2 protein-coding genes (1 of these 2 cut by a window edge) are annotated in these 24,686 nt (G+C 64.4%); both read left to right on the top strand.

Features of this window, described 5'->3' with window-relative positions:
- Positions 1–12,330 carry a non-ribosomal peptide synthase/polyketide synthase gene (locus HU742_RS07835; RefSeq protein ID WP_186642168.1) on the top strand — a complete coding sequence of 4,110 codons (12,330 nt, stop codon included), beginning with the start codon at positions 1–3 and terminating at the stop codon, positions 12,328–12,330.
- On the top strand, positions 12,330–24,686 hold the 5' portion of the coding sequence (locus tag HU742_RS07840) for a non-ribosomal peptide synthase/polyketide synthase (RefSeq protein WP_186642169.1). 1,119 nt of this gene lie beyond the right edge of the window; the window shows 12,357 of its 13,476 coding nt (coding positions 1–12,357); the start codon lies at positions 12,330–12,332; the stop codon falls past the right edge of the window. Before HU742_RS07835 ends, HU742_RS07840 begins: the two co-directional genes overlap by 1 nt.

Below are 24,686 nucleotides of genomic sequence, written 5' to 3' on the forward strand. Positions count from 1 at the left end.
ATGAATGCTGAAGACGCCTTGAAACTTGCTCGCCGGTTTATCGGGTTGCCCTTGGACAAGCGCCAGATGTTCCTGGCAGCGCTGGACAAGGAGGGCGTGGAGTTCAGCCGTTTCCCTATTCCCCAAGGCGTCGAGGCTGACGACCGCCAGGCCCTGTCTTACGCCCAGCAGCGCATGTGGTTTCTCTGGCAACTGGACCCGCAAAGCGGCGCCTACAACTTGCCCGGTGCGGTCCGGCTCAAGGGCATGCTGAGCCTGCCAGCGCTGGAGCGAGCCTTCGCCAGCCTGGTGGCCCGCCATGAAACCCTGCGCACGGTGTTCCAGCGCCAGGCCGACGACAGCCTCCTGCAAGTACCGGCCAATGCGCCGCTGGTGATCGAGCAACAAGACTTCGGCAACTTGCCCGCAGGCGAGCGCGAGCAGGCGGTGCGCCAGGCGGCGGAAGCGCAATCGATGCGGCCCTTCGATTTGTCGAACGGCCCCTTGCTGCGAGTCGAGTTGCTCAAGCTCGATGAGCAGGAACACGTGTTGCTGCTGACCTTGCATCACATCGTCTCCGATGGCTGGTCGATGAACGTGCTGATCGATGAATTCATCCGCTGCTACGACGCCCATGAAGCGGGCCTGGAGCCGCAATTGGCTGACTTGCCGATCCAGTACAGCGATTACGCGCTGTGGCAGCGCCGCTGGCTGGAGGCCGGTGAGCAGGCGCGGCAGCTGGCGTACTGGCAGGCGCAATTGGGTGATGAACATCCGGTGCTGGAGCTGCCGACCGACCATTCGCGCCCGGCCATGCCGAGCTACCGTGGCAGCCGTCATGAGTTTGCCATCGATGCCGCATTGGCGGAGCAACTGCGCAGCACCGCCCAGCAGCATGGCGTCACGCTGTTCATGTTGTTGCTCAGTGCGTTCAATGTGCTGCTGCATCGCTACAGTGGCCAGTCGGATATCCGCGTCGGTGTGCCGATCGCCAACCGTAACCGTGACGAAATCGAAGGCTTGATCGGCTTCTTCGTCAACACCCAAGTGCTGCGCACTGAGCTGGATGGCCAGACCCGTATCGACGAGTTGTTGCGCCGGGTCAAGGAGACCGCGCTGGGTGCGCAGGCTCATCAGGACCTGCCATTCGAACGCCTGGTCGAAGCCCTGAAGCTGGAGCGCAGCCTCAGCCATACGCCACTGTTCCAAGTCATGTACAACCATCAGCCGCAGGTGGCGGATGTCACCACGATCCGCACGGCGTCCGGGCTGGAATTGGGCATGATCGAGTGGCAGGCCCGCACCACGCAATTCGACCTGACCCTGGACACCTTTGAGAGGGCCGGCACGCTGCACGCTGCGCTGACCTTTGCCAATGACCTGTTTGAGGCGCCGACCATCGAGCGCATGGCACGGCATTGGCTGCGCGTACTGACGGCGATGATCGCCGACCCGTCGCAGCGCATCGGCGAGTTGCCGTTGCTCGATAGTGACGAGTACAGCAGCCTGGTCCACGGTTGGAATGCCACCGCCCAACGCTACCCGACCGACCTGTGCATGCATCAACTGATTGAAGCCCAGGTGGCGCGCACCCCGGATGCAACGGCGCTGGTTTTTGACGAACAAAGCCTGACCTACGCCGAGCTCGATGCACGCGCCAACCGACTGGCTCATCTGCTGCGTGAGCGCGGTGTGCGGCCGGACAGCCTGGTGGGCATCTGCGTCGAGCGCTCGGTGGAAATGGTCGTTGGCCTGCTGGCGATCCACAAGGCCGGCGGCGCCTACGTGCCGCTGGACCCTGAGTATCCGCAGGATCGCCTGGCCTACATGATCGAGGACAGCGGCGTCGCCTTGTTGTTGACCCAGCGCTCGTTGATGGCGGGGCTGCCGACCGATGGCGTCGAGGTGATCACGCTCGATCAACCGGCCGCTTGGCTCGACGGCTACAGCGCGCGTCGCCCCGACATCAGCGTCGATCCGCTGAACCTGGCGTATGTGATCTACACCTCCGGCTCCACCGGCAAGCCCAAGGGCGCGGGCAACAGTCACGCCGCTCTGGTCAATCGCTTGTGCTGGATGCAACACGCCTACGGCCTGGATGGCGGTGATGCGGTGTTGCAGAAAACCCCGTTCAGCTTCGACGTGTCGGTGTGGGAGTTTTTCTGGCCACTGATGACCGGTGCGCGCCTGGTAGTGGCCGCGCCGGGTGCGCACCGCGACCCGCAAGAACTGATCGAGACCATCAACCGTCACGGCATCAGCACGCTGCATTTCGTGCCGTCGATGCTGCAGGCGTTCATCCACGAGCCAGGCGTGGAAAGCTGCGAAGGCTTGAAGCGCATCGTCTGCAGCGGTGAGGCGCTGGCGCTGGACGCCCAGCATCAAGTCTTTGCGAAACTGCCGAACGCCTCCCTCTACAACCTGTACGGCCCGACCGAAGCGGCCATCGATGTTACCCATTGGACCTGCGTCGACGAAGGTGCCGATTGCGTGCCGATCGGCCAGCCCATCGCCAACCTGCGCACCCATGTGCTCGACGCCCAGTTGTCGCCGGTGCCGTGGGGTGTGTCGGGCGAGTTGTACCTGGGCGGGGCAGGGCTGGCGCGCAATTATCACCAACGCCCGGGGCTGACGGCGGAGCGTTTTGTGCCGTGCCCGTTCCATGACGGTGCGCGCCTGTACCGCACCGGTGACCAAGTGCGCCAGCGCGCCGACGGGGTAATCGAATACCTCGGTCGCCTCGACCATCAGGTCAAGCTGCGCGGCCTGCGCATCGAGCTGGGCGAAATCGAAACCCGCCTCATGCAGCACCCGCTCGTGCGCGAGGCCGTGGTGCTGGTGCAGGACGGCAAGCATCTGGTGGGTTACCTGGTGCTGCAAGACGGCGACCCCCACGAGACGTGGCAGCAGGATCTCAAGGCCTGGCTGCTGGGCAGCTTGCCGGAATACATGGTGCCGACGTACCTGATGCCGTTGCATAAGTTGCCAGTCACCGCCAACGGCAAACTGGATCGCAAGGCCCTGCCACAGCCAGACGCCGCGCCTCAGCAGGCGTTTGTGGCACCACAGGATGCGCTGCAAACCGCCCTGGCCGAGATATGGCAGGACGTGCTCGGAGTGGCGCGCGTGGGGCTCGAAGACAACTTCTTCGAGCTGGGCGGCGACTCGATCATCTCCATTCAAGTGGTCAGCCGTGCGCGACAGGCCGGTATCCGCATTCATCCCCGTGATCTGTTCCAGTACCAGACGGTGCGCAGCCTGGCGTTGGTTGCCAGCTACGACAATCACAGTACCGTGGATCAAGGGGCGGTCACTGGCGACGCCGTGCTCGGGCCGATCCAGCAACAGTTTTTCACCCAGGCGATGCCGGCTCGCGAACACTGGAACCAGTCGCTGTTGCTGACTGCCCGCGAGCGGCTGAATGCACACTGGCTCGACGCGGCGCTGACCTGCCTCATCAATCATCACGACGCCTTGCGACTGCGCTTTGTCGAAGGCGCCGACGGTTGGCAGCAGCATCATGGGCCGCTGGTGCAAAGCGCCGACGTGTGGCAACGCGATGCCCGGTCCGTCGACGAGCTGAATGCATTGTGCGACGAGGCACAGCGCAGCCTGGACCTGCAAGACGGGCCGCTGTTGCGCGCCATGCTGGTGAATCTGGCCGACGGTAGCCAGCGGTTGGCGCTGATCATCCATCACCTGGTGGTGGACGGCGTGTCGTGGCGCGTGCTGCTGGAAGATCTGCAGCAAACCTACGAGCAGCTGGCGGCGGGCGGCGCGGTTACCCTGCCGGCCAAGACCAGCGCATTCCAGCGCTGGACAGCGCGGCTGAGCGCCGAAACGTCGCGCTTCGACGGTCAGTTGGCTTACTGGAAAGCCCAGCATCACGGGGCGCGGGATCTGCCTTGCGAGCGCCCGCAGGGCAGCCTGCAGAATGTTCACGGCGCCAAGATCGAATGGCGCCTGGACGCCGAGCTGACCCGGCAATTGCTGCAACAGACGCCCGCGGCCTATCGCACGCAGGTCAACGACCTGCTGCTGACTGCGCTGGCCCGCACCATCAGCCACTGGAGCGGGCAGCCCGGCACGCTGATCGAACTGGAAGGCCATGGCCGTGAAGAGCTGTTCGATGACATCGACCTGACCCGCACGGTCGGTTGGTTGACGAGCTTGTTCCCGGTGAAGCTGACCGCCACCGACGACCTCGACGGCTCGATCAAGGCGATCAAGGAACAACTGCGCGGCGTCCCGGACAAAGGCCTGGGCTACGGCGTGCTGCGTTATCTGACGGCGCCTTCGGTGCGAGCCGAATGGGCGGGCCTGGCGCCCGCGCGCATCACGTTCAACTATCTGGGCCAGTTCGACCGTCAGTTCGATGAATCGGCGCTGTTGGTACCGTCCAGCGAAGGCAGTGGCGTCGCCCAGGATCCAACGGCTCCGCTGGCCAACTGGCTGACCGTGGAAGGCCAAGTGTACGGCGGGGAACTGGCGATGAGCTGGGGTTTCAGCCGTGAGATGTTCGACAGCGCGACGGTGCAACGGCTGGTCGACCAATACGCCATCGAGCTCAAGGCGCTGATCGAGCATTGCGCCAACCTTGCGATGCCGCAAGCCACGCCGTCGGATTTCCCCCTGGCGCAGATCAGCCAGGCGCAGCTCGACCAGCTGCCGATGCCGGCCGGCCAGCTCGATGACATTTATCCGCTGTCGCCGATGCAGCAGGGCTTGTTATTCCACACGCTCTACGAACAGGCCGCGGGCGAATACGTCAACCAACTGCGGGTGGACGTGCAAGGCCTCGATGCCGAGCGCTTCCGCGCGGCGTGGCAAGCCACCGTCGCGACGCAGGATATCCTGCGCAGTGGTTTCGTCTGGCAGGGCGAATGGGAGCAACCGCTGCAGGTCGTCCACAAGCAGGTGCAGTTGCCCTTCACCGCGCTGGACTGGCGCGAGCGAGACGAGCAGACCCAGGCCCTGACGGCGCTGGCCAATGCCGAACGCGCGCAAGGTTTCGATCTTGGCCAGGCGCCGCTGTTGCGCCTGGTGCTGGTGCGCACCGGCGCCGAGCACTGGCATCTGATCTACACCCATCATCACATCCTGATGGACGGCTGGAGCAATTCGCAGCTGCTCGGCGAGGTCATGCAGCGCTACAACGGACGCCCGCCCGCCAGCACCGTCGGCCGTTATCGCGATTACATCGGCTGGCTGCAACGCCAGGACGGGAAGCTCAGCGAGGGCTTCTGGCGCGAGCAACTGGCCGCGCTGCAAGAGCCGACCCGACTCGCCCGCGCAGCGTTGGACAGCGATAGCCAGGGCGGCCACGGCGATTGTTTCCAGACGCTCGACGCGCCACGCACGCAGGCGCTGGAAGCGTTTGCCCGCGGGCAAAAAGTTACCGTCAATACGCTGGTGCAAGCGGCCTGGCTGCTGTTGCTGCAACGCTATACCGGGCACCCGACCGTGGCGTTTGGCGCGACCGTGGCTGGGCGGCCGGCGGATCTGCCTGGCATCGAGCAGCAGGTCGGGTTGTTCATCAACACCTTGCCGGTGATTGGCACGCCACGTCCCGACCAGACGGTCAGCCAATGGCTGCAAGCGGTGCAGGCGCAGAACCTGAGCCTGCGCGATTTCGAGCACACGCCGTTGGCGGACATCCAGCGTTGGGCCGGGCAGGGCGGTGAAGCGCTGTTCGACAACATCCTGGTGTTCGAGAACTACCCGATCGCCCAGGCCTTGCAGCAACGCGTCGGCAGCGACGTCACCTTCGGCGAGGTCTGCAATCTTGAGCAGACGCACTATGCGCTGAGCGTGGCGGTCACCCTCGGTGAACAACTGGCGCTGCATTACAGCTACGAGCGCCGGCAGTTCGCCGATCAGGCCGTCGAGGACATCAGCGCTCATCTGCTGCATCTACTTGAACAATTCAGCCAGGGCGCCGAACGCAGCCTGGGGGAAATCGCCCTGGCGAGCGCTGCGCAACAGGCGCAACAACAGGCCGATAACCGCCCGCAGCCGTATCCGGTGGACATCGCTGTGCATCAACGGATCGCCGCGTTGGCGGCCGAGCGTCCGCAGCGCACGGCGGTGATTTTCAGCGGCCGGCACTTCAGCTACGGCGAGATAGACCAGCGCGCGAATCAATTGGCCCACGCCTTGATCGCCCGTGGCGTTGGTCCTGAAACCCGCGTTGGGGTGGCCCTGCCGCGCAGCGAAGGGGTGATCGTCGCGCTGTTGGCGGTGCTCAAGGCCGGTGGCGCCTACGTGCCGTTGGATATCAGCTATCCGCGAGAGCGCCTGGCATACCTGATGGAGGACGCCGGGCTGGCGTTGCTGATCAGTGACACGTCGGTGTCGGCGCAGTTGCCCGTGGACGAATCGTTGCCGCTGTTGGAGCTCGACCGTGTCGATCTGCGCGATCTGCCGGCCAGCGCGCCGCAGGTCTCACTCGATCGGCAAAACCTCGCCTACGTCATCTACACCTCCGGTTCCACCGGCAATCCCAAAGGCGTGAGCGTGGCCCACGGTCCGCTGGCGATGCACTGCCAGGCCATCGGCGAGCGCTATGAAATGCGCGACAGCGATTGCGAGTTCCATTTCATGTCGTTCGCTTTCGACGGTGCCCATGAACGTTGGCTCACCAGCCTGACTCACGGCGCGTCGCTGCTGATTCGCGACGACAGCCTGTGGACCCCGGAGCAAACCTACAACGCCATGCGCGAGCACGGCGTGACGGTGGTGGCGTTCCCGCCGGTGTACCTGCAACAACTGGCCGAACACGCCGAGCGCGAGGGCAACCCACCGAAGGTGCGCATCTACTGCTTCGGCGGCGATGCCGTGCCCAGCGCCAGTTTTGAACGAGTCAAGCGCGCGCTCGACCCGGATTTCATCATCAACGGCTACGGCCCGACCGAAACCGTGGTCACGCCGCTGATCTGGAAAGCCGGTCGCGAGGTGGCGTGTGGCGCCGCGTACGCGCCGATTGGTAGCCGCATCGGCGACCGCAGTGCCTACGTGCTCGACGCCGATCTGAACCTGCTGCCCCAAGGCATGGCCGGTGAGCTGTACCTGGGCGGCACTGGGCTGGCCCGCGGTTACCTGAACCGTCCGGGCCTGACCGCCGAGCGCTTCGTTGCTGACCCGTTCAGCGCCGGCGGTCTGCTGTACCGCACCGGCGACCTGGTGCGCCAGCGCGTCGACGGCACTTTCGATTACCTGGACCGCATTGACAACCAAGTGAAGATCCGCGGTTTCCGCATCGAGCTGGGGGAAATCGAAGCCAGCCTGCAAGCCCTCGATGGTGTGCGCGAAGCCGTCGTCGTGGCCCAGGAAGGCACCGCCGGCAGCGGCAAGCGCCTGGTGGCCTATGTGGTGGCCGAGGAATCCGTGCAAAAGGATTTCGCCGAGCACCTGCGCGAACAGCTCAAGGCGACATTGCCGGCGCACATGGTCCCGGCTTATCTGCTGCTGCTCGAATGCCTGCCGCTGACCCCCAACGGCAAACTCGACCGCAAGAACCTGCCCAAGCCTGACGCCAGCCAATTGCAGCAAAGCTACCTGGCGCCGCGCAGCGCGTTGGAGCAGCAATTGGCGTCGATCTGGCAGGACGTGCTCAAGCTTGAACGCGTCGGCCTGCGGGACAATTTTTTCGAGCTGGGCGGCGATTCCATCGTCTCGATCCAGGTGGTCAGTCGCGCCCGCCAGGCCGGGATTCATTTCACGCCCAAGGATCTGTTCCAGCATCAAACCCTGGAAATGCTGGCGACCGTGGCCCGCCTGGGCGAAGCCGCCCAAGTCATCGGTCAGGGCCCGGTTACCGGTGAGCTGGCACTGTTGCCGGTGCAACGCTTGTTCTTCGAACAAACGATCGCGCAGCGTCATCACTGGAACCAGGCGGTGATGCTCAAGCCGACCGAGCGCCTGGATGCGCGAGTGCTTGACCAGGCATTAAACGCGCTGGTGCTGCATCACGATGGCCTGCGTTTGAGCTTCACCGAGCGGGGCGAGGGTTGGACGGCGCGCTACCGTGCGCCGGCCAGCCATCGCGATGAGTTGCTCTGGGCCGTGGACGCGCCTGATGCACAGGCCTTGCAAAGCATTGCCAACGAGGCCCAGCGCAGCCTGCATCTGCAAGACGGGCCGCTGCTGCGAGCGGTCTTGGCGACGCTGGCGGATGGCAGCCAACGGCTGTTGCTGGCGGTTCATCACCTGGTGATCGATGGCGTGTCGTGGCGGATCCTGTTTGAGGATCTGCAAAGCGCTTACCGGCAGTTATCCAGTGGCGCAGCCTTGCAGCTGCCGCTCAAGACCCATTCGGCGCAGGCCTGGGCCGAGCGGCTGCAAGGCTATGCGCGCAGCAACTCGCTGCAGCAGGAATTGGCCTTCTGGCAAGCCCGGCTCGAGGGCGTCGATGCAAGGTTGCCAATGGATAACCCACACGGCGGGCAGCAGAACCGCTTGGCGATGACTGTGCGTACGCGACTCGACGCCACGTTGACCCGACAACTGCTGCAAGACGCGCCCAAGGCCTATCGCACCCAGGTCAATGATTTGCTGCTGACTGCCTTGGCGCGGGTCATGGTGCGTTGGACCGATGCCGACAGTGTGCTCATCCAGCTCGAAGGCCATGGTCGCGAAGCCCTGTTCGACGATGTCGACCTGACCCGCACCGTTGGCTGGTTCACCAGCGTTTACCCGGCCAGGCTCACGCCACGGGCGGACCTTGGCGAATGCCTGAAACAGATCAAGGAACAACTGCGGGCGATTCCCGACAAGGGCCTGGGCTTTGGCGCCCTGGCCCATCTGGCCGATGACGCCACGCGTGCGCTCCTGGCGCGACTGCCGACGCCAAGCCTGACCTTCAACTACCTGGGGCAGTTCGACGCCAGCTTTGACGAAGCCGACGGCGCCTTGTTCGTGCCGGCCGACGAAGCTGCTGGCGATGAGCTGGACGCCGAAGCGCCACTGTCCAACGTGTTGGCCTTGAACGGCCAGGTGTTCAATGGCGAGCTGAACCTGGGCTGGACCTTCAGCCGCGAGCAGTTCAACGAGGCCACCATCCAGGCCTTGGCCGACGAATATGCGGACCAATTGCAGCGGCTGATCGAGCATTGCTGCCAGGGCGGACACCACGGTGTGACGCCGTCGGACTTCCCGCTGGCGAGCCTGAATCAGCAGCAGTTGGATGGGCTGCCAATGCCGACAGCGCAGATTCTCGACCTCTATCCGCTGTCGCCGATGCAGCAGGGCATGTTGTTCCATGGCGTGTACGGCGACGCCAGCGGCGACTACAGCAACCAGTTGCGCCTGGACGTCGAAGGGCTGGATCCGCAGCGTTTCCGCCAGGCCTGGCAGGCTGCAGTGGACGCCCATGACATATTGCGCACGCGTTTCGTCTGGCAGGGCGACCTGTCGGCGCCGGTGCAAGTCGTCAGCAGGTATCTGGAGCTGCCTTACAGCGTGCATGACTTGCGCGGCGACCCGCAGCCCGACCAGACCTTGCAGACCCTCGCCGATGCCGAGCGCCAACAACTGGACCTGAGCGCGTCGGCCCTGATACGCCTGATGATCGTGCGCCTCGACGAGCAGCGTTATCACCTGATCTACAGCCACCACCATATCCTCATGGATGGCTGGAGCAATTCGCAGTTGCTCGGCGAAGTATTACAGCGCTACAGCGGCCAGTCAGTTGCCGTGTCTGGCAGCCGCTACCGCGATTACATCGCCTGGCTGCAACGCCAGGACGCAGCGGCCAGCGAAGCGTTTTGGAAGCCTGCGCTGCAACGCCTGGAAGCACCGACGCGGCTGGCCGATGCCGTTGCTAAACCGACCGAAACGAGCGCTGGCTACGGCGATCACGTGCAGGTGCTGGACGAAGCGTCGACCCGCCGCCTCGAAGCTTTCGCTCGAGCCTCGAAAGTCACCGTCAACACGCTGGTGCAAGCGGCATGGCTGCTGCTGTTGCAGCGCTACACCGGCAAAGACACCGTGGCGTTTGGCGCGACGGTGGCCGGGCGTCCGGCGGACTTGCCGGGCATCGAGCAGCAGATCGGGCTGTTCATCAACACCTTGCCGGTGATCGCCAGCCCGCGGGCCGAGCAGTCGCTGGACAGCTGGCTGCAAGCGGTGCAGGAACAAAACCTGGCGCTGCGCGAGTTCGAACACACCGCGTTGCTGGACATCCAGCGCTGGGCCGGGCAGGGCGGCGACGCGCTGTTCGACAGCTTGCTGGTGTTCGAGAACTACCCGATTGCCCAGGCCCTGGAGCAGGGCGCGCCGGACGGTTTGCGCTTCGGCTCGCCCATCACCCAGGAACAGACCAACTACCCGTTGACGCTGTTGGTGGGGTTGGAGCGGCAGTTGTCGGTGCACATGAGTTATCAGCGGGAGAGTTTCTCGGCGGTTGTCGTGGAACGTCTGGCGGCGCACCTGGCGCAGTTGCTGGGACAAATGACCGACGGCGGCGAGCGCTGCCTGGGTGAACTGTCGATGCTGGAATTCGATGAGCATCAGCGCCTGACCCACGAGTGGAATCCAGTCGATGCGCCGTTCGAACAGGACGTTTGTGTTCACCAACTGATCGCCCGCCAGGCGCAATCCACTCCTGACGCATTGGCGGTCACTTTCGCCAAGACGCGCCTGAGCTACAGCGAACTCGACGGCCGCGCCAATCGCCTGGCCCACAAGCTCATCGAGCTGGGCGTCGGCCCGGAAGTGCGAGTGGGCGTGGCGATGCCGCGTTCCGAGCAGTTGCTGATCGCCTTGCTCGCGGTGCTCAAGGCCGGTGGTGCGTACGTGCCGCTCGACCCCGATTATCCGGCCGAACGCGTGGCCTACATGCTCGATGACAGCCGTGCGCGGGTGCTGTTGACCGAGCAGGCAGTGGCGGCGACGTTGACGGTTCCGGCGGGGACCGAAGTGTTGCTGCTGGACCGGATTGAGTTGACCTCCTATCCGTTGAAACCACCGGTTATAGCTGTCACGCCAGACAACCTCGCCTACGTCATCTACACCTCCGGCTCCACCGGCAAACCCAAAGGCGTGGCCATCGCCCATCGCAACGTGTTGGCGCTGATCGACTGGTCGAAATCGGTCTACCGCCGCGACGACATCCAAGGCGTACTCGCTTCCACCTCGGTGTGCTTCGACCTGTCGGTGTGGGAGCTGTTCGTCACGCTCGCCAACGGCGGCTCGTTGATCATCGCCCGCAACGCCCTGGAACTGCCGCAGCTGCCGGCCCGCGATCAAGTCCGGCTGATCAACAGCGTGCCCTCGGCCATCGCTGCGTTGCAGCGCAACGGCGAGATTCCGCCGAGCGTGCGCATCATCAACCTGGCCGGCGAGCCGCTGAAGCAAAGCCTGGTGGAGACGCTGTACCAACAGCCAACCATCGAGCACGTCCACGACCTTTACGGCCCTTCGGAAGACACCACCTATTCGACCTGGACCCGCCGCACCGCCGGCGGCACGGCGAACATCGGTCGCCCGCTCAAGCACACCGCCAGCTACCTGCTGGATGCGAACCTGCAACCGGTGCCCCAAGGCGTCTCGGCGGAGCTGTACCTGAGCGGCGCGGGCATCACCCGGGGTTACCTCGGGCGCGCGGCGATGACCGCCGAAAAGTATGTGCCGAACCCGTTCTCGACAACCGGCGAACGCCTGTACCGCACCGGTGACCTGTGCCGCTATCGCGCCGATGGCGTGCTCGAATATCAGGGCCGGATCGACCATCAAGTGAAGATCCGTGGTTTCCGCATCGAGCTGGGGGAAATCGAGGCGCGGCTGCTGCAACAACCGGCGGTGCGCGAAGTGGCGGTGCTCGCCCAGGAGGGCGCGGGCGGTCAACAGCTGGTGGCCTACGTGGTCGCTTCGGCTCTGGACGCGGACGCCAATACCTTGCGAGATCAGCTCAAGGCCAATCTCAAGACAAGCGTGCCCGACTACATGATCCCGGCGCACTGGCTGTTCCTCGACCAACTGCCGCTGACGCCCAACGGCAAGCTCGACCGCAAGGCGTTGCCGGGCATCGAGAGCGGGTTGTCGCAAAGCAGCTACGAAGCGCCTGTCAGCGAACTCGAACAGCAGGTCGCGGCGATCTGGGCCCAAGTGCTCACCGTCGAGCGCGTGGGCTTGCGCGATCACTTCTTCGAGCTGGGCGGCCACTCGTTGCTGGCGGTCACCGCCGTCTCGCGCATGGCCCTTGAACTGGGGTTGAGCCTCACCCCGCAACTGCTATTCCAGCACCCGGCCCTGAAGGATTTCGTCGCGCAACTCGACAGCGGCGACCGGTCAATCAACGAACAGAAACTGAACAAGCTGGACGCCCTGCTTGATGAAATGGAGGAAGTCTGATGGACAAGAGTGTTGCTTTGAGGGTCGCCAAGCGCTTTATCACTCTGCCGCTGGACAAACGCAGGCTGTATCTGGAAAAGATGCTCGAAGAGGGCGTCTCGCCGGCCAATCTGCCGATCCCCGAGGTGCGTTCCGGGTTCGAACACATCCCGCTGTCCTATGCCCAGGAGCGCCAGTGGTTCCTGTGGCAGATGGATCCCTACAGCTCGGCTTATCACATCCCCACGACCCTTCGCCTGAAAGGCCGGTTGGACGTGCCGGCCCTGGAGCGCAGTTTCAATGCCCTGGTCGAGCGCCACGAGAGCTTGCGCACCACCTTCACCGAGCAAGGCGAGCAGGCTGTGCAGGTCATCCATCCGCACATGCCGCTGCGCATCGCGGTCCAGCAATTATCCGCCGGTTCGCTGGCCAGCCAGGACCCCGTCATCAAGGCCTTCGTCGAAGGTGAAACAGCGCGTCCATTCGATCTGCGCCAGGGACCGCTGCTGCGGATTTCGCTGTTGAAAATCGCCGAAGACGACCACGTGTTGGCGCTGATCCAGCACCACATCATCGCCGATGGCTGGTCGATGCAAGTGCTGGTGGATGAACTGGTGCGGCACTACGCCGCCGACACCGCCAACCAACCGCTGGCCTTGCCGGAGCTGCCGGTGCAGTACGCCGACTACGCCATCTGGCAGCGCCATTGGCTCGAGGCCGGCGAGCGCGAGCGTCAGTTGGCCTATTGGCTCCAGACCCTGGGTGATGAGCAGCCGGTGCTTGAGCTGCCGCTCGATCATCCGCGCCCACCCGTGCAAAGCTTTCGTGGCGCGCGCTTGGACTTGAAGCTGACAGCCGAACTGGCGACAGCGCTCAAGCAACTGGCCCAGCGCGAAGGCGCGAGCCTGTTCATGGTCTTGCTGGCATCGTTCCAGGCGTTGCTGCACCGCTACAGCGGCCAGCCGCAGATTCGCGTGGGCGTGCCGACCGCCAACCGCAACCGGGTCGAGACCGAAGGGCTGATCGGCTTTTTCGTCAACACCCAAGTGCTTAACGCCCATGTCGACGGGCAGCTGCCATTCGATCGCTTGCTTGCCCAGGTCAAGCAAGCGGCCATGGCCGCCCAGGCCCATCAAGACTTGCCATTCGAGCAACTGATCGAGGCGCTGCAACCGGAGCGCAGCCTCAGCCACAGCCCGATCTTCCAAGTCATGTTCAACCACCAGAACGCCGGCGCCAATCGAAGCCGGCAGATGCACCTGCCGCAACTGCGCGTCGAAGATTTGCTGTGGGAAGGGCGCACCGCCCAGTTCGACTTGACCCTCGGCACCTATGAAACCGAGCAGGGCATTGCGGCGGAGCTGACTTACGCCACCGACCTCTTCGACCCCCTGACGATCGAACGCCTGGCCGAGCACTGGCAAAACCTGTTGCAAGGCATCGTCGACGCGCCACACCAGCGCATCGGCGAACTGCCGCTGCTCGGCCCGGCGCAACAGCGCCTCACGCAACAACAATGGCTGCGCGTGGCCGATCATGGTGCCGAGGCCGTGTGCGTACACCAGCGCATCGCTGAACAGGCCCGTCTGAATCCCGAGGCACTGGCGCTGACTGTCGACGGACACGCCCTGAGCTACGGGCAACTGGACGCACGTGCCAACCAACTGGCTCACCGCTTGATCGAGCTGGGCGTGACGCGAGGCCAATTGGTGGGCATCGCGGTGGAGCGCAGCGCCGAAATGATCGTCGGCCTGTTGGCGATCCTCAAGGCCGGCGGCGCCTACGTGCCGCTGGACCCGGCGTACCCGGAGGATCGCCTGGCCTACATGATCGAGGACAGCGGCATCGGTTTGTTGTTGACCCAGGCCCGCTTGGTCAATCGATTGCCGATCCCGGCGACGCTCCAAACCCTGCTGCTGGATCAGCCGGACGCCGCGCTGCAAGACGCCGCCCAAACCTGCCCGGCCGTAGCGCTGACCGGCGAGCACCTGGCTTACGTCATCTACACCTCCGGCTCCACCGGCAAGCCCAAGGGCGTCATGGTGCGCCACGGCGCGCTGAGCAATTTCATCAGCAGCATGATCGCCCAGCCAGGCCTCGCGGCCGGCGACCGCATGCTGTCGCTGACGACGTTCTCCTTCGATATTTTCGGCCTGGAAATCTACGGGCCATTGTCGGTCGGGGCCAGCGTGGTGCTGACCGGCCAGAACGTCCATCAGGATCCACAAGCGGTGCTGGCGCTGATCGAACAGCACGACGTCAGCGTGCTGCAAGCCACGCCGTCGAGCTGGCGCATGCTGCTCGATCATGAGCAGGCTTGGGTGCTTGCCGGTCGTACTTTCCTGTGCGGCGGCGAAGCATTGCCGCTGGAGTTGGCCCAGCGTCTGCTAGCGCTTTCGCCGAAGGTCTGGAACCTCTACGGTCCGACCGAAACCACGATCTGGTCGGCCGTGCATCCGCTGAGCCTTGAGTGCGACCGTCCGTTCCTCGGCAAACCGCTGGACAACACGGCGCTGTACATCGTCGGCAGCGACCTGAGCCTCAATCCCCCTGGCGCGCCGGGTGAGCTGTTGATCGGTGGCGTCGGCCTCGCCCGTGGCTATTTCCAGCGCCCGGCATTGACCGCCGAACGCTTCGTGCCGGACCCGTTTTCCACCACGGGCGAGCGGCTGTACCGCACCGGCGACCTGAGCCGTTATCGCGCCGAAGGCGTGGTCGAATACCTCGGCCGCCTCGACCATCAGGTGAAGATCCGCGGCCTGCGTATCGAGCTCGGCGAGATCGAAGCTGCGCTGCTGGCCCAGGACAGTGTGCGCGAAACCGTGGTGGTCGCCCACGAAGGCCCGACCGGCGCGCAGCTCGTGGCGTATGTCGTCCCTGCGACCGGCGAAGTGCCGGAGGCGAACGCGCCATTGCGCGCCGCGCTCAAGACCGCGCTCAAGGCGCAGCTGCCGGAATACATGGTCCCGGCACACCTGCTGTTTCTTGCGCAGCTGCCGCTGACACCCAATGGCAAGATCGACCGCAAGGCCTTGCCGGCGCCCGAGGCCAGCGATTTGCAGCAGACCTACATGGCGCCGCGCAGTGAGGTCGAGCAGCAAGTGGCGGCGATCTGGCAGGACGTGCTCAAGCTTGAGCGCGTGGGGCTGGAAGACAACTTCTTCGAGCTGGGCGGGCACTCGCTGCTGGTCACCCAAGTGGTCTCGCGAGTCCGTCGGGCGCTGGGCATCGAGGTGCCGCTGCGCAGCCTGTTCGAGCACAGCACGTTGCAAGCGTTCGTCGCGGCCTTCGATACAACGCCCGGCGAACAAACGCCGGTCATGGTGCCGGTGTCGCGTGACGCGCCGCTGCCGTTGTCGTTTGCCCAGGAGCGCCAATGGTTCCTGTGGAAAATGGCGCCGGACAGCGCCGCCTACAACATCCCGACTGCGCTGCGGATGCGCGGCACGCTGGATAAAGTCGCGCTGCGCAAGAGTTTTGCGGCATTGGTGGAACGTCATGAAAGCTTGCGCACCGTGTTCGTCGAAGAGGATGGACACACCTGCCAAGTCATTCGTGGGCAGGGCCGGGTTGATTTCATTGAGCAGTGCCTGGAGGGGAACGATGAGGCCGCTATCGAGGTTTTCCTCGAGCAGCAGACGCAACGTCCGTTCGATCTGCTGAGCGATGCGCTGCTGCGCGTGGCGTTGCTGGAGGTGACCGAACAGGATCACGTCCTGGTACTGACGCTGCATCACATCGTCTCGGACGGTTGGTCCCTGCAGGTGATGGTCGACGACCTGATGGGCCTGTACTCGGCGTTCGCTCAGGGCCACCGCGCGCAACTGCCGCCGCTGGCGGTGCAATACCCCGACTACGCGGTCTGGCAGCGGCAATGGATGGCGGCCGGTGAACAGGATCGCCAACTGGCCTACTGGACCGCGCAACTGGGCGGCGAACAGCCGTTGCTGGAATTGCCCACCGACCACCCGCGCCCAGCGCAGCAAAGCCAGCGGGGCGCACGTCTGCCGATTGTGCTGGACCGCGCGTTGAGCGATGACCTCAAGGCCCTGGCCCGGCGAGAAAACGTCACGCTGTTCGTGCTGTTGCTCGGCGCTTTCCAAACGTTGCTGCATCGCTACAGTGGTCAAGCCGACATCCGTGTCGGGGTGCCGATCGCCAACCGCCAGCGGCTGGAAACCGAGCGACTGATCGGATTTTTCGTCAACACCCAGGTCCTGCGCAGCGAGTTTCACAGTGACCTGAGCGGTGCCGCATTGTTGCAACAGCTCAAGCAGACGGCCTTGGCCGCGCAGATGCACCAGGACCTGCCTTTCGAGCAACTGGTCGATGCCTTGCAGCCGCAACGCAACCTGAGTCACAGCCCGCTGTTCCAGGCGATGTTCAACCACCGCAACGAAGCCGACTCGGCCTTCGTCGACGCCTTGCCGGGTCTTCGCGTCGAACCCGTCGGCTGGGCGCAGCGCACCGCGCAATTCGACCTGAGCCTGGACACCACCGACAGCTCGCAGGGCTTGCACGCAGCCTTGACCTACGCCACGGACCTGTTCGAGCCGGCGACCATCGAACGCATGGCCCGGCATTGGCTCAACGTGTTGCAGAGCATGGTGCAAGACCTGCATCGCCCCGTGGCGCAATGGTCGCTGTTGGACGATGAAGAGCGCCGGCACATGCTCGTCGACTGGAACGCGACAGCGCAATATTACCCTCTCGACCACAGCGTCCAGGCGCTGATCGAGGAACAGGTGCGCCGGACTCCGGACGCGCCGGCACTGGTGTTTGGCGAACAACGCCTGAGCTACAGCGAACTCAACGCTCGTGCCAACCGGTTGGCTCACCGCTTGATCGACCAGGGTGTCGGTCCCGATGTGCTGGTGGGCATCGCCGTGGAGCGTTCGGTGGAAATGGTGCTGGGGCTGTTGGCGATTCTCAAGGCTGGCGGCGCCTACGTGCCGTTGGACCCTGAGTACCCACGGGACCGCCTGGCCTACATGTTCGAAGACAGCGGCATCGGTTTGCTGCTGACCCAGCAGCCTCTGCTGGAATCGTTGCCGATTCCGGACGGGCTGCGCTGCCTGGTGCTGGACCTGCCTGACGATGGGCTATACGCGGCCCGCGAGCACAATCCGAATGTGCAAGTCCATGCCGAAAACCTGGCGTATGTCATCTATACCTCCGGCTCCACCGGCAAGCCCAAGGGCGCCGGCAATCGCCATGGCGCGCTGGTCAATCGGCTGTGCTGGATGCAGCAGGCATACGGCCTCGATGCCTCGGACAGCGTCCTGCAAAAAACGCCGTTCAGCTTCGACGTCTCGGTGTGGGAATTCTTCTGGCCGCTGCTGACCGGCTCTACGCTGGTGGTGGCTGCGCCGGGTGCCCATCGTGACCCGACGCAACTGATCGAGCTGATTACCGCGCAGCGCATCACCACGCTGCACTTCGTGCCGTCGATGCTCCAGGCATTCGTGCAAGATCCGCGCGTGGCGCAATGCACCAGCCTCAAGCGGATCGTGTGCAGTGGTGAAGCGCTGCCGGTGGATGCCCAGCAACAGGTCTTCGCCAAGCTGCCGAACGCCGGCCTGTACAACCTCTACGGTCCGACCGAGGCGGCCATCGACGTTACCCATTGGACCTGTGTCGAAGAGGGCCGCGACAGCGTGCCGATCGGCCAGCCGATCGCCAACCTCGGCACCTACATCCTCGACGACGAATTGTCGCCGGTGCCGGTGGGCGTGATCGGCGAGCTGTACCTGGCGGGCGAGGGGCTGGCGCGGGGTTACCATCGGCGCGCGGCGTTGACCGCCGAGCGCTTCGTCACCGGGCCGTTCGGCCATGGCCAGCGCTTGTATCGCACCGGCGACCTGGCGCGCTATCGCGCCGATGGCGTGATCGAATATGCCGGGCGAATGGACCATCAGGTGAAGATCCGCGGACTGCGCATCGAACTGGGCGAAATCGACGCGCGCCTGGCCGAGCACGATGCGGTGCGCGAAACCGTGGTCCTGGCCCAGGACGGCACGCTACTGGTGGCTTACGTGGTCCCGACGCGCGCCGAGCTGCTGGCCGCCGACGCCGCCGTTCGCCAAGCGTTGCAAGCTCGCTTGAGGGAACATCTGAGCCAATCCTTGCCCGACTACATGGTGCCGCAACACTGGGTGTGGCTGGAAAAAATGCCGGTCAGCCCAAACGGCAAGCTTGAGCGCAAGGCGCTGCCCAAGGCCGATCCAAGCGCGAGCCCCAAGGGCTACGTTGCAGCGGTTACCGCCGTGGAACAAACGTTGGCCGTGATCTGGCAAAACGTGCTCGGGCGCGAGCGCGTAGGGGTGACCGACAACTTCTTCGAGCTGGGCGGCGATTCGATCATTTCAATTCAGGTGGTGAGCCGCGCCCGTCAGGCCGGGATCCATATCAGTCCCAAGGACTTGTTCCTGCACCAGACCATCCAGGGCCTGGCCAGCGTCGCGACGACGGGACACGGCGGGCCTGTCGTTGACCAAGGCCCGGTCACCGGGCAGACGCTGCTGTTGCCGTTCCAGCAGTGGTTTTTCGAACTGGCCATGGCCGAGCCTCATCACTGGAACCAGTCGGTCTTGCTCAAGGGCTTGCGACCCGTACACGCCGGGCATCTGGAGCAAGCGTTGCAAACCTTGGTTGCGCATCACGACGCGTTGCGCCTGGGCTTTGCCTGCCAGGACGGCGTCTGGAGCGCTCGCCATGGCACCCTGGCTGAGCAGCAGGCGCTTTGGCAGCGTTCGCCGCTATTGTGGACCGCCGAGGTGGCCGATGCGTCGGCCCTCGAAGCGTTGGCCGAACACGCCCAGCGCAGCCTCGAACTGCAAAATGGCGCGCTGCTGCGCGGCGTGCTGGCGAGCCTGGCCGACGGCAGCCAACGGTTGTTATTGGTGATTCACCACCTGGTGGTGGACGGCGTGTCCTGGCGCATTCTGCTGGAAGACCTGCAACAGGCCTATGACCAGTTGCAGGCCGGCCAGGCGCCGACGCTGCCAGCCAAGACCACGGCCACGCAGACCTGGGCGCAACGGTTGCAGGTGTATGCCGGCAGCGCGGCGTTGCACGCCCAGATGGCGTATTGGCAGGGACAACTGGAAGGTGCTTGCCACGACTTGCCTTGCGACCGTCCGCAGGGCGATTTGCAAAGATGCCGTGGGGTGCAGGTCCAGACGCGGCTGGATAAAGACCAGACCCGGCGCTTGCTGCAACAGGCGCCAGCGGCTTATCGCACCCAGGTCAACGACCTGCTGCTGACCGCACTGGCCCGGGTGATCGGCCGCTGGACCTCCCAGGAATCGACCTTGATTCAATTGGAGGGCCATGGCCGCGAGGCGCTGTTCGATGAGTTGGACCTGAGCCGCAGCGTTGGCTGGTTCACCAGCCTGTTCCCGGTGCGCCTCACCCCGACGGCAACTGCCGAAGGCTCGATCAAGGCGATCAAGGAGCAACTGCGGGCGATTCCCGACAAAGGGCTCGGCTTCGGCGTGTTGCGTTACCTGGGCGATGAACCGACGCGTCGCACCCTCGCAGCGCTGCCGGTACCGCGCATCACGTTCAATTATCTGGGCCAGTTCGACAGCGATTTTGCCGATGACGGCGATGGGCTGTTTGTTCCCGCCAGCGAATCGGCGGGCGCGGCGCAGAGTCCGTTAGCGCCGCTGGACAACTGGTTGACACTCAATGGCAGTGTCTATGCGGGCGAGTTGAGCATCGACTGGACGTTCAGCTCGCAGATGTTCGACGAGGCGACGGTCCAGGCGTTGGCCGTGGACTATGGTCGAGAGTTGCAAGCGTTGATCGACCACTGCTGCGAACCGCAGCACCGCGGCTTCACACCGTCGGACTTCCCCCTGGCCGGATTGCACCAGTCGCAGCTAGACGCCTTGCCGCTGGTGGCGCGAGAGGTGGAGGACATCTATCCGCTGTCGCCGATGCAGCAGGGCATGTTGTTCCATACGTTGCTAGAGCAACAGGCCGGCCACTACATCAATCAGATGCGCGTCGATGTCGAAGGGCTCGACGTCGAGCGCTTCCGCCAGGCCTGGCAAGCGGCAACGGATGCCCATGATGTGCTGCGCAGCGGTTTTGTCTGGGAGGGTGATTTCAAGCGGGCGTTGCAAGTGGTGCACAAGCGCGTGGACCTCGTTTTGCAGCTGCATGACGGACGCTCACAGGCTGATTTGCCTGAGTATCTGGACGCTCTCGCAGCCGCCCAGCGGCAACAAGGTTTCGTCCTGGAGGCAGCGCCGTTGCTGCGATTGGTGGCGGCGCGCGTGGCCCAGGACCGTTACCACTTGATCTACACCAGCCACCATATCCTCATGGATGGCTGGAGCAATTCGCAGTTGCTCGGCGAAGTGTTGCAGCGCTACAGCGGCCAGTCGGTTGCCGTGTCTGGCAGCCGTTACCGGGATTACATCGCCTGGCTGCAACGCCAGGACGCGGCGGCCAGCGAAGCGTTCTGGAAGCCCGCGCTGCAACGCCTGGAAGCCCCGACGCGGCTGGCCGATGCCGTTGCTAAACCGACCGAAACGAGCGCTGGCTACGGCGATCACGTGCAGGTGCTGGACGAAGCGTCGACCCGACGCCTGGAGTCTTTTGCCCGAGCCTCGAAAGTCACCGTCAACACGCTGGTGCAAGCGGCGTGGCTGCTGCTGTTGCAGCGCTACACCGGCAAAGACACCGTGGCGTTTGGCGCGACGGTGGCCGGGCGTCCGGCGGACTTGCCGGGCATCGAGCAGCAGATCGGGCTGTTCATCAACACCTTGCCGGTGATCGCCAGCCCGCGGGCCGAGCAGTCGCTGGACAGCTGGCTGCAAGCGGTGCAGGAACAAAACCTGGCGCTGCGCGAGTTCGAACACACCGCGTTGCTGGACATCCAGCGCTGGGCCGGGCAGGGCGGCGACGCGCTGTTCGACAGCTTGCTGGTGTTCGAGAACTACCCGATTGCCCAGGCCCTGGAGCAGGGCGCTCCGGACGGTTTGCGCTTCGGCTCGCCCATTACCCAGGAGCAGACCAACTACCCGTTGACGCTGTTGGTGGGGTTGGAGCGGCAGTTGTCGGTGCACATGAGTTATCAGCGGGCGAGCTTTGCTCCGGATACGGTTGAGCGGTTGGCGGCGCATCTGGCGCAGTTGCTTGGGCAGATGACCACGCAAGGCGAGCGTTGCCTGGGTGAACTGTCGATGCTGGAATTCGATGAGCATCAGCGCCTGACCCACGAGTGGAATCCAGTCGATGCGCCGTTCGAACAGGACGTGTGCATCCACGATTTGATTGCTCGCCAAGCCGACGCTACTCCAGACGCGCTAGCGGTGACCTTCAATGATATTCGCCTGAGCTACAGCGAACTCGACGGCCGCGCCAATCGCCTGGCCCATAAACTCATCGAACTGGGCGTCGGCCCGGAAGTGCGAGTGGGCGTGGCGATGCCGCGTTCCGAGCAGTTGCTGATCGCCTTGCTCGCGGTGCTCAAGGCCGGTGGCGCCTACGTGCCGCTCGACCCGGATTATCCGGCCGAACGCGTGGCCTACATGCTCGATGACAGCCGTGCGCGGGTGCTGTTGACCGAGCAGGCAGTGGCGCAAACGCTGACGGTTCCGGCGGGGACCGAGGTACTGATGCTCGATCAGCTCGACCTTTCACGCTATCCATTGGACGCACCACAGAGCAGCGTTAAACCCGACAATCTTGCTTATGTGATCTACACCTCCGGCTCCACCGGCAAACCCAAAGGCGTGGCCATCGCCCATCGCAACGTGTTGGCGCTGATCGACTGGTCGAAATCGGTCTACAGCCGCGACGACATCCAAGGCGTACTCGCTTCCACCTCGGTGTGCTTCGACCTGTCGGTGTGGGAGCTGTTTGTCACGCTCGCCAATGGCGGCTCGTTGATCATCGCCCGCAACGCCCTGGAACTGCCGCAGCTGCCGGCCCGCGATCAAGTCCGGCTGATCAACAGCGTGCCCTCGGCCATCGCTGCGTTGCAGCGCAACGGCGAGATTCCGCCGAGCATGCGCATCATCAACCTGGCCGGCGAGCCGCTGAAGCAAAGCCTGGTGGAGACGCTGTACCAACAGCCAACCATCGAGCACGTCTATGACCTTTATGGTCCTTCCGAGGACACCACCTATTCGACCTGGACCCGCCGCACCGCCGGCGGCACGGCGAACATCGGTCGCCCGCTCAAGCACACCGCCAGCTACCTGCTGGACGCAAACCTGCAACCGGTGCCTCAAGGCGTCTCGGCGGAGCTGTACCTGAGCGGCGCGGGCATCACCCGGGGTTACCTCGGGCGCGCGGCGATGACCGCCGAGAAGTACGTGCCAAACCCGTTCTCGACAACCGGCGAACGCCTGTACCGCACCGGTGACCTGTGCCGCTATCGCGCCGATGGCGTGCTCGAATATCAGGGGCGGATCGACCATCAAGTGAAGATCCGTGGTTTCCGCATCGAGCTGGGGGAAATCGAGGCGCGGCTGCTGCAACAACCGGCGGTGCGCGAAGTGGCGGTGCTCGCCCAGGAGGGCGCGGGCGGCCAACAGCTGGTGGCCTACGTGGTGGCCCCAGCGCTGCAACGGGGCGCTGACACGCTGCGCGAAATCCTCAAGCAACACCTGCCCGACTACATGATCCCGGCGCACTGGCTGTTCCTCGATCAACTGCCGCTGACCCCCAACGGCAAGCTCGACCGCAAGGCGCTGCCGGGCATCGAGAGCGGGTTGCAGCAAAGCGATTACGCGGCACCGGCCAGCGAACTCGAGCAACGTATCGCCGATATCTGGCAAGCGGTGCTGGAAGTGGAGCGAGTCGGTCGCAACGACCATTTCTTCGAGCGCGGCGGTCATTCGTTGCTGGCGACCCAGGCCATCTCCCGGTTACGCAAGCTGACGACTTATCCATTGAGCCTGCGCGACCTGTTCGATCACCCGCAACTCAAGGCGTTGGCGGCAGTGATGAGCGCTGGCGACGAGGGTTCGGTGCGGGCGGGCGACTCCAGCCAGGTCCGGCTCAAGGCCCATGGCCCACGGCAATCGGCGCCGCTGTCGCTGGTGCAACGGCGGTTGTGGATCGCCGAGCAGCTGGCCGGCGGCACATCGGCGTATGGCATGCCCATGGCGTTGCGGCTGTGTGGCGAGTTGTCGGTCGAGCGGCTGATGAGCAGTTTCGCCGAAGTGACACGCCGTCACGCCGTGCTGCGCACCGCCTACGTCCAGGACGACGAAGGCGACCCGGTGGCACTGATTGTCGATGAGGTCCAACTGGATTTCCCGCTGATCGAACTGTCCGACCTCTCGCCCGGTGCCCAGCAGGAACACGTCGCCCAGGCGACGCTGGACAATGCGCGTACACCGATTGATCTGGAACAGGCGCCGCTGCTGCGCGGACGGATCCTGCGCCTGGGCCCGACCGAGCATGTGTTGTTGTACGCCATGCACCACATCATCTCCGACGGCTGGTCGATGGGGCTGTTGATCAATGAGCTGGTGCAGGTCTACGAGGCGTCCTCGCGCAACGAACCGATGCCGCTGGCGCCGTTGGAGGTCCAATACCACGACTTCGCCTTGTGGCAGCAAGCGCTGGAGGAACAAGGCGTGCTGGCGCGCCAGGCCGATTATTGGAAAGACCGGCTCGACGGTTACAACGGCCGTCTCGACCTGCCACTGGACAATCCTCGCGGCCCGACGGCGTCCTATGAAGGCGATGCGTTGCAGTTCGAGCTTTCTGCCGGGCTCAGCGCCGCGTTGCGGCGAGTATCCAGCGCGGCCGGTGTCACGCTGTACAGCACGTTGCTGGCGTCGTTCCAGGTGTTGTTGCATCGACTCTGCGCTACGCAGGATCTGGTGGTCGGTGCCGACGTGGCCGGGCGCGAACAGCCCGAGCTGGAACGCCTGATCGGTTTCTTCGTCAACGTCCTGCCGCTGCGTTCGCGCTTCGTCGCCGACGCCACTTTCGGCCGATTCCTCGCGCAGACCCAGGACGACCTGCTCGGCGCGCTGGAGCATCAGGACCTGCCGTTCGACCAGATCGTCGAGGCCTCGGGCGTCCCGCGGCATAAGGGCATGAGCCCGCTGCTGCAGGTGTTGTTCGTGATGAACAACGTGCCGGTGCGCAGCCGCGCCATGGCGGGCTTGAGCGTCGAGTTCCTGCCGGCGTTGCAGACCCATTCTAAATTCGACATGGCGTTGTTCGTTGACGAAGGAGAAGGGCAATTGCGCGGTAATTGGCAATTCGCCACAGGCTTGTTCGGACATGAGCGCATCCAGTACCTGATCCAGGCCTGGACGGCCCTGTTGGAGCAGATCGTCGCTGATCAGGACATTCAATTGGGAGCTATCAGCATGCCAGTCGACAACGTGGCGACA

It is taken from the genome of Pseudomonas marvdashtae, assembly GCF_014268655.2.
Lineage (GTDB): Bacteria > Pseudomonadota > Gammaproteobacteria > Pseudomonadales > Pseudomonadaceae > Aquipseudomonas > Aquipseudomonas marvdashtae.